Annotated in this window: 12 protein-coding genes; 5 read left to right on the top strand and 7 right to left on the bottom strand. The window is 66.9% G+C overall.

Annotated elements, in window-relative coordinates; all coding sequences use genetic code 11:
* Positions 1-24 precede the first annotated feature (24 nt).
* Together ABIC78_RS05035 and ABIC78_RS05030 are read right to left on the bottom strand one after the other, a co-directional pair.
* Complete coding sequence (locus ABIC78_RS05035; RefSeq protein ID WP_054130906.1) at positions 25-1,362, bottom strand: PAS domain-containing HWE histidine kinase family protein; 1,338 nt, start codon at positions 1,360-1,362, stop codon at positions 25-27.
* Between the two features lie 93 nt (positions 1,363-1,455).
* Positions 1,456-2,664, bottom strand: coding sequence for a trans-sulfuration enzyme family protein (locus tag ABIC78_RS05030; protein WP_054130695.1), 1,209 nt, complete (start codon positions 2,662-2,664; stop codon positions 1,456-1,458).
* Between the two features lie 98 nt (positions 2,665-2,762).
* On the opposite strand from ABIC78_RS05030, the gene ABIC78_RS05025 reads away from it, so the two are divergent.
* Entirely contained in the window at positions 2,763-4,130 is a 1,368-nt protein-coding gene (locus ABIC78_RS05025) for a phospholipid carrier-dependent glycosyltransferase (protein WP_169041969.1), read from the top strand.
* Here the strand turns inward: ABIC78_RS05025 and ABIC78_RS05020 are convergent.
* The 4 genes from ABIC78_RS05020 to ABIC78_RS05005 are packed head-to-tail and all read right to left on the bottom strand — an operon-like array spanning position 4,125 to position 7,632.
* Entirely contained in the window at positions 4,125-4,796 is a 672-nt protein-coding gene (locus ABIC78_RS05020) for a DUF2238 domain-containing protein (protein ID WP_171794735.1), read from the bottom strand. The two genes, ABIC78_RS05025 and ABIC78_RS05020, sit on opposite strands and share 6 nt — an antisense overlap.
* Complete coding sequence (locus ABIC78_RS05015; protein ID WP_022676770.1) at positions 4,789-5,913, bottom strand: glycosyltransferase; 1,125 nt, start codon at positions 5,911-5,913, stop codon at positions 4,789-4,791. The genes ABIC78_RS05020 and ABIC78_RS05015 overlap by 8 nt, the downstream gene beginning before the upstream one ends.
* An 11-nt stretch (positions 5,914-5,924) precedes the next feature.
* Positions 5,925-6,980 (bottom strand): 3-isopropylmalate dehydrogenase, encoded by a 1,056-nt coding sequence (gene leuB, locus ABIC78_RS05010; RefSeq protein ID WP_022676771.1) that lies wholly within the window; start codon positions 6,978-6,980, stop codon positions 5,925-5,927.
* Between the two features lie 13 nt (positions 6,981-6,993).
* Positions 6,994-7,632, bottom strand: coding sequence for a DNA repair protein RecO C-terminal domain-containing protein (locus ABIC78_RS05005; RefSeq protein WP_054130692.1), 639 nt, complete (start codon positions 7,630-7,632; stop codon positions 6,994-6,996).
* Positions 7,633-7,737: 105 nt separating this feature from the next.
* Between ABIC78_RS05005 and apaG the strand changes: the two genes are divergently transcribed.
* From apaG to ABIC78_RS04990, 3 genes are all read left to right on the top strand, one after another.
* Complete coding sequence (apaG, locus tag ABIC78_RS05000) at positions 7,738-8,136, top strand: Co2+/Mg2+ efflux facilitator ApaG/CorD (RefSeq protein ID WP_022676260.1); 399 nt, start codon at positions 7,738-7,740, stop codon at positions 8,134-8,136.
* 26 nt (positions 8,137-8,162) lie between these two features.
* Entirely contained in the window at positions 8,163-8,987 is an 825-nt protein-coding gene (locus tag ABIC78_RS04995) for a LysR family transcriptional regulator (protein ID WP_054130691.1), read from the top strand.
* A gap of 149 nt (positions 8,988-9,136) precedes the next feature.
* A complete protein-coding gene (locus ABIC78_RS04990) occupies positions 9,137-11,152 on the top strand; it encodes a putative bifunctional diguanylate cyclase/phosphodiesterase (RefSeq protein WP_231627526.1) in 2,016 nt (671 codons plus the stop codon).
* A gap of 7 nt (positions 11,153-11,159) precedes the next feature.
* Here ABIC78_RS04990 and ABIC78_RS04985 read toward each other — a convergent pair whose 3' ends face one another.
* Positions 11,160-12,428: a multidrug effflux MFS transporter gene (locus tag ABIC78_RS04985; RefSeq protein ID WP_054130690.1), complete on the bottom strand. Its 1,269-nt coding sequence runs from the start codon at positions 12,426-12,428 to the stop codon at positions 11,160-11,162.
* Between the two features lie 93 nt (positions 12,429-12,521).
* Between ABIC78_RS04985 and dinB the strand changes: the two genes are divergently transcribed.
* Positions 12,522-13,661, top strand: a complete 1,140-nt coding sequence (gene dinB, locus ABIC78_RS04980) for a DNA polymerase IV (RefSeq protein ID WP_054130904.1) — start codon at positions 12,522-12,524, stop codon at positions 13,659-13,661.

The following is a 13,661-nucleotide window of genomic DNA, read 5'->3' as shown; positions in this document are numbered from 1 at the left end:
CACGCCAGACAGGTAAGGGCTGGATCAGGACGTCAGGGTGCGCGCCAGCGTCGCGTCGCAATCCAGGTGCCAGGCCAGGCCATCGGGCGCGTAATCCAGCGTCACGTCTGCTTTGAGGCTGCGCGACGGGATATGCCGGATCAACGTGGTACCAAACCCTGAATTTTCCGGCGGAGTCACCCGTGGCCCGCCGCGTTCGCGCCATTCGACCACGAACCGGTCGGCGCGATCCTCCCAATAGAGCCACACCTGCCCACCGGGCTGTGACAGCGCGCCATATTTGAGCGCATTGGTCGCCAACTCGTGCAGCGCCATGCCGATGATCTCGGCCGTGCGCGGCGAAAGCAGCATGTCTGGCCCACAGACCTTGACCAGCGCGCGGCTGTCGCGATCGAGGATCGCCAGTTGCGCGTCGACCAGCTCGGCCATGGGAATGTGCTGCCAGCCGCGCTTCACCAGCAAGTCCTGATTGGCCGACAGGCTCGACAGGCGGTTTTCAAAGCGGCGCAGGAATTCAGGATCACCCCCGCCCGAGCGGCGCGCCAGCGCCTGGACCACCGCCAGCATGTTCTTGGACCGGTGGTTCACTTCCATGAGGAGAAGGCGGATCTGCTCTTCCTTCTCCAGCATCTCGGTCACGTCGGTGTTGGTGCCGAACCAGTTGACGATACGGCCGGTCTCGTCGCGAATGGGCTTGGCCCGCGAGAGGAACCAGCGATAGCTGCCATCGCGCCCGCGCAAGGGATAGGTATCCTCCCATTCGCGGCCGGCAGCGATATCGCCGTAGAATTTCGAGACGACGCGTTCCAGATGATCGGGATGGTGCACCGAAAGCCGGCGCTGCCCCACGCACTGGTCCTCGCTCAGCCCGGTGTAATCGTACCAGCGCTTGTTGAACCACAGCAGGGTGCCGTGCGGATCGGTGACCCAGGTCAACTGCGAGATGTTGTCGGCCAGCATCTGCAGACGGTGTTCGCGCTCGGCCAGGGCAGTAAGCGCAGCGTGGCGCCGGGTCACGTCGCGGGCGATCTTGCTGGCGCCCACCACCGCGCCATCGGCGGCCAGGATCGGCGACACGGTCAGCGAGACGTGGAACTGGCTGCCGTCCTTGCGCTGGCGGATGGTTTCGAAGCTTTGCACCTGTTCGCCCCGCGCGATTCGGGCGATGATGTCGTCTTCTTCGGCCTGGCGATCGGCCGGGATCACGCGGCGTATCGACTGGCCCACCATCTCTGCTTCGCTAAACCCGAAGATGCGGGTGGCCGCCGGGTTCCACGTGAGAACGGTGCCATCCAGCGCCTTGCTGATGATGGCATCGTTCGATGATTGCACGATGGCAGAAAGGTGGGCTTCCGCCAGCACGTTTTCGCTCCGGTCCAAAGCCCCGTTGGCGGGCACCTTAGGCGGCAACGTCAGCATGTCAAACGGCCGATGGGACAGGGAAAAAAGGGTTGATCACAGCCCCACCGCCCTGAGCGCCTGGTCGAGATCCTCGATCAGGTCGTCCGGGTCTTCCAGGCCGACGTTGAGGCGCAGCATGCCTTCGCCCACGCCCATGTCGGCGCGGCCTTCGGGGCCCACGCCGTGGTGGGTGGTGGTGGCGGGGTGGCACATCAGCGAGCGCGAATCCCCGATGTTGTTGGAGATATCGATCAGCTTGAGCGCGTCGAGCAGGCCATGGGCCTGGCTGCGGCCGCCATCCAGCACGATCGAGAAGATCGTGCCGCCCGCGCTCATCTGGCGCATCGCCAGGTCATGCTGGGGATGGCTCTTGAGGCCGGGGTAAAGGATCGTCGGCACGCGCGCTTCGACGAATTCGGCCACCTTCTGGGCATTCTGGCTCTGCCGCTGGATGCGCAGGTCCAGCGTTTCCAGGCCCTTGAGCACGACCCAGGCGTTGAACGGGGCGCAGTTGGGGCCGGTGTTGCGCTGGAACGGCAAGAGCACGTTGTCGATGAAATCCTGGCTGCCGCACACCGCGCCGGCCAGCACGCGGCCCTGGCCGTCCATCATCTTGGTGGCTGAATAGGCCACCACGTCGGCGCCGAATTCCATCGGGCGCTGCAGGGCATAGGTGGCAAAGGCATTGTCCACCACCGTGGTGATGCCGTGGGCCTTGGCCAGCGTGCAGACATAGCCCATGTCGACGATGCCCATGGTCGGGTTGGCCGGGCTTTCGAAAAAGAACACCTTGGTGTTGGGCCGGATCGCCGCTTCCCACGCGGCATTGTCAGTCGCGTCGATCAGGGTGCCTTCCACGCCAAAGCGCGGCAGCAGGCTTTCCACCAGCCAGCGGCACGAACCGAACGCGGCCTTGGCCGCCACGATATGGTCCCCGGCGGAAAGCTGGCAGAGCAGGGCCGTGGTCATCGCGGCCATGCCGCTGGCCTGGGTGCGGCAGGCCTGCGCCCCTTCCATCAGGGCAATGCGCTCTTCCAGCATCGCCACCGTGGGGTTCTGCAGGCGGGAATAGGTCATGCCCGGTTGTTCACCGGCAAAGCGCGCGGCCACGGTGGCCGCGTCGTCATAGGCATAGCCCGAGGTGAGGAACAGCGCCTCGGACGTTTCGCCCATTTCCGAACGCCAGGTGCCACCGCGCACGGCCTTGGTGGCCGGGCGCCAGGATTGGGTGATCGAGCGGTCTTGTCCGGTGGTGCGTTTCATGGCCCGCAGCCTTAGTTTGGCAGGCCCGACCATGCAAGGCGTTGCAGGGGCAGGGGCCATTGCACCGGCGGGGGCATTTAGCGTATCGCGCCCGGTCAATGACCCAGCCCATTCCGCTGCCCCCGCGCGCATCCGAACCCGATCCGATCCGCGCCGTGCTGGCGATCGTGGCCTGTTTTGCCGTGCTGGTGTTCTGGCGCCTGGGCACGCCGTCCAAGATCATGTTCGATGAAGTGCATTACCTGCCGGCAGCCCGCCATCTCATCGCCCTGTCCAGCCGGCTCAATCCCGAACACCCCCTCCTGGGCAAGGAACTGATCGCGCTGGGCATGATGACCTGGGGTGACAACCCCTTTGGCTGGCGGTTCTTCAACGCGCTTTATGGCGTGATCGGGCTTTATGCCGCGATCCGCGCGTTCTGGTGGGCCAGCCTGTCGGCGCGCGGCACCGTGCTGTTTGCCCTGTTCATGGCCACCAACTTCATCTGGTTCGTGCTGGCGCGCATTGCCATCCTGGACATGGCGATGGCCGCTTCGCTGGCGCTGGCGTTCTGGCAGTGGGCACTGGCGGCGCGGCGCGGGGCGCGCGTGCACCTGGTCTTGGCCGGCCTGTTCATGGGCCTGTCGATGGGCGGCAAGTGGACTGGCGTGCCGCTGATGGTCTTTCCCGGCCTGTGGTATGCCTGGGCCCGCTGGCAGGCGAGCGCCGACGTCACCGGTCTGCGGCGGGGCCTGGCCTGGCTGATCGGGCGCCAGGGCGGGCCAGTGCCGGGCGTGTGCTTGGCAGAGGCGGCGGTGTGGCTGGGGATCTGGCCGGTGCTGGTCTATTTCGCCACCTTCATCCCGGCGATGTTCTACCAGGTCAACCCGCTCAGCCCGTGGCACCTGGTCGAATGGCAGCAGACCATGCTGAAACTGCAGGACAGCGTGGTGAAGCCACACCGTTATATGAGCCACTGGTACCAGTGGATGTTCAACGCGCGGCCGATCTGGTTCTTCTATGAAAAGTGGGACGGCGCGCAGCGCGGTGTGCTGATGATCGGCAATCCCTACAGCATGTGGGCGGGCCTGCCCGCGCTGCTGTGGTGCGCGGCCGATGGGGTGCAGGCGCTGCTGCGGCGCGGCCTGGCCCTGCCGGGGCGGTGGTGGCCCACCGGGCGCGACCGGCTCTCCGCGCTCTCGGGCATGGCGGCGCTGCTTTATGTCGGCGCGCTGTTCTTCTGGGCGATCAATGGCAAGCCGGTGCAGTTCTATTACCACTACCAGCTCGCCGCGGTGTTCCTCGATGCCGCTCTCGCCCTGGTGCTGGCGCAGTTGTGGCGGCGCGGATTGCGCTGGCCGACCTGGGCCAGCGTGGCGCTGACGCTGGTCGGCTTCGTCTATTTCTTCCCGATCCTGGCCGCCCTGCCACTGCCCGGCGTCAAGTCGTTCCGGCTGTTCACCTGGCTGCCGGTGTGGAAGTCATGATGGGCGTTGTGTCCTGACGGCACGGGGCTTCGATGCCAGGCGCCGCGCGGCGATGAGCGCGGCCGCCACAATCGCCCCCACGCAGGCGCAGGCCATGTCCTTTTGCGAGTCCCACAGATCGCCCTGCTGCCCGTTATAGGCGTCGGCGTCCTGGCCAGCGAGGAACACGGTGAGCAGCCATTCGAAAATCTCGTAAAGACAGCTTCCGGCCATCACAAACTCCACCGCGACATAGAGCGACAGGCGCGGCCCAACGCCGCCTTGCCGCATCAGCGCCTGGCGAATGGGGTGGACCATCAGCAGGCCGAACGAAAAGTGCACCAGCCGATCATAGGAATTGCGCGGCAGGCCGAGCAGGTGGTTGGGGCTAGGCAGGCCCAGACCCTGCGCCCAGTGTTCATAGGGCACGTGGGAATAGATGTATTTGCCGCCCAGTGCATGCAGCGCGAGAAAGCCGCAAAGGCACGCCAGGGCCGATGTCGGCTGCGGGCGTCGCCACGCCCACATGAAAACGCCGCCCAGAATGGCCAGTGTCGGGCCATTCTGCAGCGGCGCATAATAAGGATAGGGCGAAGTCAGCAGGCAATAGATGGTCCAGATGCCCGTTGCCGCCACGATCGCAATCTGCAAGCGGGGCAGCACACGGGCACCGGTTTCATCAGCCATACTTGCCCCAGACGAACTTGTTCGACAGCGCGAAGTTCCACACCGATGCCAGCACGATGCCGACCAGCGCGGCCGAGATCGGGTGGAAGCCCACGCGCACAAGGGCGGTGGATACGCCGATATTGGCAAGCATGCCGAACGCGCAGGTCGCGGCAAACTTGAGCCAGCCGCGCGCCAGCGGGAAGAAGCCGCGCAGGCGCTTGTCGGCATAGGTGAGTTCGTTGTTGAGCACGAAATTGAAGGTCATCGCCGTGATCGCCGCCAGGGTCTGGCCAACGATGAACGCGGTTTCCTTGGGATAGTGGCTCAGCGCCAATTCCCGGCCGAACAGGTGTAGCACCACATAGAGCACGGCGAGGTGGACCAGTGCACCCAGCGCCCCCACCGTGCCGAACAGGGCAAAGCGGGTGGGAATGATGCGGCCAAGCCACTTGTCGTAAAGGCCGATGAGAAATTCAAACACGACGGTCCGATCCAGTTTCGATTCGCCTTCGGCCCGTGCGGCGAAGTTCAGCGGAAATTCCTTTACCCGCAAAGGCGCGTCAACCGTGGCGAGAATGTCGAGCAGGATCTTGAAGCCCACGCCCGACAGGCGATGCGCATCGGCGCGCAGGGTGGCGGCCGGCAGCATGAAGAACCCGCTCATCGGGTCAGACAACTGCACGCCCGTCACCTTGCGGGCGATGGCATTGGCCAGGCCCGATGCCTTGACCCGGTCGGGCCGGCCCCAGGCCTCGGTGCTGGCCCCTTCGGCAAAGCGCGAGGCATAGGCCACATCGCATTCGCCGCTGGTGATCGCCGCCAGCATCTGCGGCAGCAGCGCCGGATCGTGCTGGTGGTCGCTGTCCATCACCGCGACGATGGGGGCGGCGCTGGCGCACATCCCCTCGATCGCGGCAGAGGCCAGGCCCCGGCGCCCGATCCGTTCGATCACCCGGATGCGCGGATCGGTGCGGCCGATGGCCCGCGCCACATTGGCGGTGCCATCGGGGCTGTTATCATCGACGAAGATCGCTTCCCAGGCGATGCCGGCAAGCGCCTTGTCGAGCCGTTCGACCATCGAGGCAATGTTCTTGCTCTCGTTGTAGGTCGGGAGAATGACTGCCAGTTGCAACATGGGGCGCGCGCTTACAGCTTTGCGAGCACCGCGTCACCAATTTCCGCAGTCCCGGCCGTTCCGCCCAGGTCTCCGCCCAGCACGCCATCGGCCAGTACGGCTGCCACGGCCGCCTCGATCCGGTCTGCCGCCTGGGCCAGGCCCAGCGAATGGCGCAGCAGCATGGCGGCCGACAGGATCGTCGCCATCGGGTTGGCCAGCCCCTTGCCGGCGATGTCGGGCGCCGAACCGTGGATCGGCTCATACAGGCCGAACGTACCGTGCGCGGTCTGGCGTTCACCCAGCGAGGCCGAGGCGAGCAGGCCGATCGAGCCCACGCACATGCTCGCCTGGTCAGACAGGATATCGCCAAAGAGGTTGCCGGTAACCACCACGTCGAACTTGCCGGGCGCGCGCACCAGCTGCATCGCGGCATTGTCGACATACATGTGTTCGAGTTCGACCTGCGGATAGTCCTTGGCCACGTCCACGATCACGTCGCGCCACAGCTGCGAGGTTTCCAGCACGTTGGCCTTGTCCACCGAGCACAGGCGCTTGCCCCGGCCCATCGCGGCGCGGAACGCGACGTGGGCGATGCGGCGCACTTCGCTTTCGCTGTACGACATGATGTCATAGCCTTCGCGCTCGCCCTTGGCGTTCTGGCGAAAGCCCTTTTCGCCAAAATAGACGTCGCCGTTCAATTCCCGCACGATCAGCAGGTCGATCGCACCGGCCACTTCCGGGCGCAGCGCTGAATGGCTTTCCAGGCCGGCAAAGACCTTGGCCGGGCGCAGGTTGGCAAACAGGGTCAGTTCCTTGCGCAGGCCCAGGATCGCCTGTTCGGGGCGCAGGTGGCGTTCCAGCGCATCGCAATCGGGATCGCCCACGGCGCCAAACAGGATGGCGTCGGACGCGCGCGCCAGGTCGAGCGTTTCGGCCGGCAGCGGGTGGCCCTTGGCCTTGTAGGCGCAGCCGCCCACCAGCGCTTCGTCCATCGCGATGCCAAGGTCGAGGGCCTCGATCACGCGGACCGCTTCACGCGTCACTTCGGGGCCGATGCCGTCACCGGGCAAAACCGCAATTTTCATGGTATGGGCCTTTTCAATCCGATCCGATGCGCTTCAGCCTGTCGAGCAGAATCGCGCGGGCCGCCATAACATCGCGCCGCCGTTCGGCAAGCAGTTGGCTTGCGATCGCCGGCCCCTGGGCATCGAGCAGGGCGAGCAGCCCGGGCCAACCGCCCGTGGCGGCGCGCGTCGGGGCCAGGCCATGGCCCGCCTCGCGCAGCAGCAGCGCTTCATAGCCGGCCAGCGCCCGCGCCCAGCCGCGCGCCGACGGCGCCAGGCAGATGGCATCGAGCAGCGCGGCCAATGCGCCGTGGATCGCGGGCAGGGGCAGGCCTTCGGGCAGGGCGGCGGCGGTCAGCGCGCAGGCCCAGGCGATGCCCGCGCTGGCCAGCGGTTCGCCCAGCCAGGGGCCACGGCTGGTGACCAGTTCCACCCGCGCGTTTGGCAGGCGGCTTTCGCTGCGCCGCACCAGGTCTGCCGCCACAAGGTTGCCCGGGATCAGCACGGGCCGCAGCGTGCGGCCGCGCGCGCCGGCAACATAGGCCGCAACCAGGCCCGTCTCGCTGCCCAGCAGGCGCACCACCGCGCCGGTTTCGCCATGCGCCAGCACTGCGCAGACGATCTGCGGCACTGGCCCGGCATCGGGAAGCGAAGGCGGCGTTGCGTCATCCATCACCTGCCTGCCTGTGCCGCGTGGCGTCGCCCAGGGCAAGCGTCCTGCCGGGAAAGTCCATTTCGGGCATTGGAACAAAGGCGCAAGTGCGTTAGGTTGCCAAGGATGAAGCAGCTATTCCAGCATGCCGCGATCACGCAGGGAATGACCGTCCGGGTGGCGGTCAATTTTCTGCCGGAGCAATCGCGCGTGGCGGCCGGCAAGTGGTTCTGGGTCTATCATATCCGCATCGAGAACGATTCGGCCGAGCCGGCCCAGTTGATCACCCGGCATTGGCGCATCACCGATGGGCGCGGCCATGTCAGCTTTGTCGATGGCGAAGGCGTGGTGGGCGAACAGCCCCGCCTGCTGCCGGGGCAGGCGCATGACTATGTCTCGGGCTGCCCGCTCGGCACGCCCACCGGCAGCATGGAGGGGCACTATACCATGCGCCGTGACGATGGCAGCGTGTTCGACGTGGCCATTCCGTTCTTTCCGCTGGCCGCCCCGGCCACGGCCAACTGACCGCCAAGCGAAGGGCGATACCACCAATGAAGCGGACCCATCTCCCGCTCAACGGGCTGCGCGTGCTCGACGCGGCCGCACGCCACCTGTCGTTCACCCGCGCGGCCGACGAGTTGGCGGTGACGCCCGCCGCCGTGGGCCAGCAGATCCGCGCGCTGGAAGACCTGCTCGGCGTCGTGCTGTTTCGCCGCACATCCAAGGGGCTGGAACTGACCGACGAGGCTGCGGCCGGCCTCGATGCCATCCGCGAGGGCTTCCTGCGCTTTGAAGAAGGCGTGCAGGCGATGCAGGCGGGGCAATCCAGCCACGTCTATACCATTGCCTGCCCGCGTGATTTCTTTGCCGCCTGGTTCAGCCAGCGGCTGGCCGCGTTTCGTGCCGAAAACCCGGCATTGCGCTTTTCGCTGGTCGGCGGCGATGGCGATATCGATTTTACCGAGGCCAATCTCGATCTGGCCGTGCGCTGGGCCGAAGGGCCGGGCGAACTCGAAGGCATTCCGCTCGGCGCGCCGCAAACCGTGATCGTCGCCGCGCCCGGCTTTGCCGACGTGAGCGGCGAAAACGGCGATGGCGCCTGGATCGGCTGGCCCGGTGATCCGGTGCCAGCGGGTGAGGGGCGCGAAGTGGCGTTTTCCGTGGGCGACGCCGGCACTGCGATCAGCGCCGCTGCGGCGGGCCTGGGCAAGGCGCGCGTGCCGCTGCTCCTGGCCGAATATGCGCTCTCGACCGGCCGCGTCGTCGCCCTGGGTGAGGTGGAGAACAGCCGGCGCGGCTATTGGCTGGTCGCTCCCTTGCCGCAGTGGCGCCAAAAAAAGGTCAAGGCCCTGGTTGCGGCCTTGGCGGAGGCCTGAATCCGCGCGATCCCGGCGTGACAGCGTTGGCAGACAACCTGCTGTAAAAAACCGTTGAAACGGCCACGCATACCACCTGTTAACCGCCTGGGTCCTATGCCCGCGAGATGGAACCCCTTAGTGGAAACCCTCAGGCGGAACAGGTTGGGATGGTCGCTGCCATCGCGGCCGAATCCTTGCCGCTGCGTCCGCGCCTGCGCGCCCGCAGCCGGGTGATAGGGGCGCTGCTGGGCGCGATCATGGATGGGGCCCACCGGCGCGCGTACCGCGGCGAGGCGATGGTCGCGGCCTATACGCACAATCTCTCCCGCCGCCTGCCGCTGCTGTCGTTGCTGGCGTTGCTGGCGGTCGGGCTGGTGATCATGCGGGTGGCCGGCACCGTGCCGTGGCCGGTGCTGGTGCCGGGCGTTGTCATGATGGTGTTCGTGGCAGAGCGCGGCTGGCACTGGCTGCCTGTGCAAGTGGAGCGCCGGCCTCTGGCGCTGCGGCGCAAGGATCTCGATGCGCTGCCAACCAGCGTGGGCCTTTCGGTGCTGTTTGCGGTGCTGTGGGCGCTCTATCTCTATTGTGTCGGCGGCGAGGCGCAGCGCGCATTGCTCTGCGTGTTGCTCTCGGTAATTTCCGTGGCAGGGGTGCTCGGGCTGGCGCATGCGCCGGCGGCGGCGCTGCGGCTGGTCTTTGCCTCCACCGTGCCGGCTTGCACCGTCTATCTCGTGGTGGATGGCGCGCACCTGTGGCCGGTGGTCCTGCTGCTGGTCATGGCCAATCTCACCGTGCTGGCCATGACATTCGGCTTCCATGCCGATTTCGTGCGGCTGGAACTGTCACGCCAGCAATTGGCGCGGCGCGAACGCCTGGCGGCGCGGCTGGCGGAAAGGAATTTCGAACAGGCCTCGCGCGATGCCCTGACCGGGGCCCTCAACCGCCGGGCAATCCTGGCGCGGTTGGATCAGGATGTGGCCCGGCATGAAGTGGCCCGGCATGAATTGGCAGCCCCGTGGCTGGCCCTGCTCGATCTCGACGGGTTCAAGCACGTCAACGACACCTATGGCCATGCCGCCGGTGATGATGTGCTGCGCGCGGTGGCCACGCGCATCGGTGCGATTTCCGGCGTCCTCGCGCATGGGCGCCTGGGCGGCGACGAATTCGCGATCCTGTTCGATGGCCGGCTCGACGCCACCGGCGTTACCGCTGCCGCGCAAGACCTGGCGCAGTCGGTGCGCGCGCCGGTGCTCCACAACGGGGTCAGCCTGCGCCTGCACGCTTCCACCGGCCTTCATCGCGTGCGCGGGCCCAGCGTGGGCGCCTGCCTGGAACGCGCCGACGCCGCGCTCTACAAGGCCAAGAAGCGGGGCGAGGGCGCCATCGTGCTATTTGGCCCGGACGACGAAACCGCCCTGCAGCAGCGCAGCGCGATGACTCGCCAGTTCAACGATTGCCTGTTGGATGATCGGCTGCGCCTGCTCTACCAGCCCTATTATGATGTGGACAGCCTGGCGGTCGTCGGGTTCGAGGCCTTTGCCCGCTGGTCGCCCGATGGGCAGACCTGGCTGGCACCGGGCGAGTTCATCGATCTGGCCGCGGCGACCGGCCGCACCGGCGAACTGACCCAGGCGGTGATGGGCCGGACGCTGGCGGAATGCGATGCCTGGCGCCAGGGGCTGACGGTGGCGATCAACCTGACCCCGCGCGATGTAACGCGCGAGGGCGCGGTCGACTCCCTTGCCCGGCTGGTGCGCGATGCCGGTGCCGATCCGGCGCGCTTCATGCTGGAAGTGACCGAAGCGGCGCTGATCGCCGATCCGCGCCGCGCCCACGCCCAGCTCGAGGCGTTCCGGGCGGCGGGTTTCCGCCTCGCGCTCGATGATTTCGGGGCGGGCTGGTCAAGCCTGTCGCAATTGCGCGATCTGCCGCTCGACATGGTCAAGATCGATCGCGGGCTGGCCGCCGCGCTGTCCAGCGATCCGGGCGCGCGGGCGATCGTGGGCACGATCGTCTCGTTTGCCTGGCAGTTGGGCATCGAGTGCATGATCGAAGGCGTGGAGGATGAAGCGCAGGTCGCCACGGCCCGCGCGCTCGGCATCCGCCTGATGCAGGGTTATCACTTTGCCCGGCCGGAACGTGCCGACGTGGCCCTGGCTGCGATGGGCCGCGCCGTCGCCTAAGCGCCGGTCAGTGCACGTCTACCAGCACCCGCTCCCCGCCCGGCGGAATCAGGCGGCGGAACAGGCGGCCGCGCTCGGAATAGAGCACGAGGCACAGCGATAGCAGCCCGCAGGTGACGAATGCCAGCGACAAGGGCCGCGCCGTGCCGTCATAGACCTGGCCGATGGCGATGCCGATCAGCGAGCCGATCAGCGTGCGCATGAACATCTGCATCGAACTGGCCGCGCCTGCGGTGCGGGCAAAGGGCTGCAGCGCGATCGAGCTGAAATTGGCGCCGATAAAGCCCATGGCGCAAATGTTGGCGGCCATCACCGGCATGAAGCGCAGCAGCGTCTGGTGCGGGCTGAAGGCGAAATGCACCTGCAACAGGCTGAGGCAGATGCATGCCAGCAGCGCCGTCTGCGACACGCGCCGCGCGCCAAAGCGTTCGACGATGCGGGCGTTGAAGAAATTGGAGAACGACAGGGACAGGGCCGTGGCGCCAAAGATCAGCGGAAAATAGTGCCCCGCGCCAAAGTGTTCGGCCACCAGCTGCTGCGAGCAGTTGATGTATCCGAACATCGCCCCGAAAACGAGCGCTGCCCCCAGGACGTAGCCGGCCGAAGACCGCTCGATCGCCGAATGGGCCATGTTGCGCGCGATGGTCATCGGCATGATCGGCTGGCGGTTGGCCGGGTCGAGCGTTTCGGGCAGGCGCATGAACACCCACACGCCCATGATCGTTGCCAGCACCGCCAGCACCCCGAAGATCCAGCGCCAGCCGGCAAACAGCAGCACGAATTGCCCCACACTGGGCGCCAGCATCGGCACGACCATGAACACGGTGGAGACGGTCGAGAGGGTGCGTGCCATCTGGTCTCCGGCAAAGCGATCGCGCACGATCGCGGCCGGCAGCACCGCCACGCCGGCACTCGACACCGCATGCAGCGCGCGCAGCACCAGCAGGGTATCGAAATCAGGCGCCATGGCGCAGCCCAGGGCCAGCGCGACATAGAGCACGATCGTGACCAGCAGCACCGGGCGCCGGCCATGGCGATCGGCCAGCGCGCCAGGCACCAGCGCGCCCACGCCGGCCGAAACCAGGAATATCCCCACCACCAGCTGGCGGCGATTGGGATCGCTGACGCCCAGGTCTGCGGCGATCTGCCCGAGCCCAGGCAGCATGGCATCGATGGCCAGCGCCTGAAGCGCCATGAGCAGCGCCATCATGGCAATGAATTCGCGCCCACCCAGCGCCTTGATCGGGCGCCGTCGGGCTGGATAGTCAGGTTGCATAACGATCCTATGGCAGGCAGGGCGCGGCAATCCAAGGTTTTGTTGCAGCCCTTGACCGTTGTTTGTGGCATGACGGACGCCGCATTCATGCCGATGTCCGAATCCCCGCCTTCGCCCCCTTTTCCCGTGCCCGATGCCGATGAGGCGCCGGGCCTGCGCAAGATCATCCATGTCGACATGGATGCCTTCTATGCCAGCGTGGAGCAGCGCGACGCGCCCGAGCTGCGCGGCAAGCCTGTGGCCGTGGGTGGCAATGCCGCGCGCGGGGTGGTGGCTGCGGCCAGCTATGAGGCGCGCAAGTTCGGCGTGCGTTCGGCCATGCCCTCGGCGCGGGCGGTGCAACTGTGCCCTGATCTGATCTTCCGCCGGCCGCGCTTCGATGTCTATCGCACGGTGTCGCAACAGATCCGCGCGATCTTTCTGGATTACACCCCCGATGTGGAGCCGCTGTCGCTCGACGAGGCCTATCTCGATGTCACGCGTGACTTGCGCGGGATCGGATCGGCGACGCGCATCGCCGAACTGATCCGGCAGCGCATCCGCGCGCAGACCGGGCTGACCGCCAGCGCCGGGGTGTCCTACAACAAGTTCCTGGCCAAGCTGGCGAGTGACCAGAACAAGCCCGATGGCCTGTGCGTGATCCGCCCGGGTGAGGGGGCGGCCTTCGTCGCCGGCCTGCCGGTAGCGCGCTTTCATGGGGTGGGGCCGCGCGGCGCGGAAAAGATGGCGGCGCTGGGCATTGCCACCGGGGCAGACCTGCGCGCGCAAAGCCTGGCCACCTTGCGCCAGCATTTTGGTGCCCAGGCCGATTATCTCTATCGCGCCGCGCGGGGAATCGATCTGCGCGTGGTAACCGCCGATCGTCCGCGCAAGTCTGTGGGGGCAGAGCGCACGTTTGATCGAGACCTGTCGTCGGGCCCAGTCCTGCGCGAAACGCTGGAAACGATCATCGACCTGGCGTGGGATCGCGTGGCGCGGGCCGACGTGACTGGTCGCACTGTGACGCTCAAGCTCAAGTTCAAGGATTTTACGGCGATGAGCCGCGCCCGTTCGCTGGCAACCCCGGTGGCGAGCCGCGATGCCCTAGCCGATGTGGCACGCGGCCTGCTCGACCAGGTCTTGCCGCTGCCACAGCCGGTGCGGCTGATGGGGGTAACGCTCTCGGCACTGGACGAGCCGGGCCAGCCAGCCGCTGTCGCCGCGCCGCCGGGGCAGGCGCAGCTCCCTTTTTGA

It is taken from the genome of Novosphingobium sp. 1529 (genome assembly GCF_040544855.1).
Lineage (GTDB): Bacteria > Pseudomonadota > Alphaproteobacteria > Sphingomonadales > Sphingomonadaceae > Novosphingobium > Novosphingobium capsulatum.
This window is presented reverse-complemented; position numbering and strand designations above follow the sequence as displayed.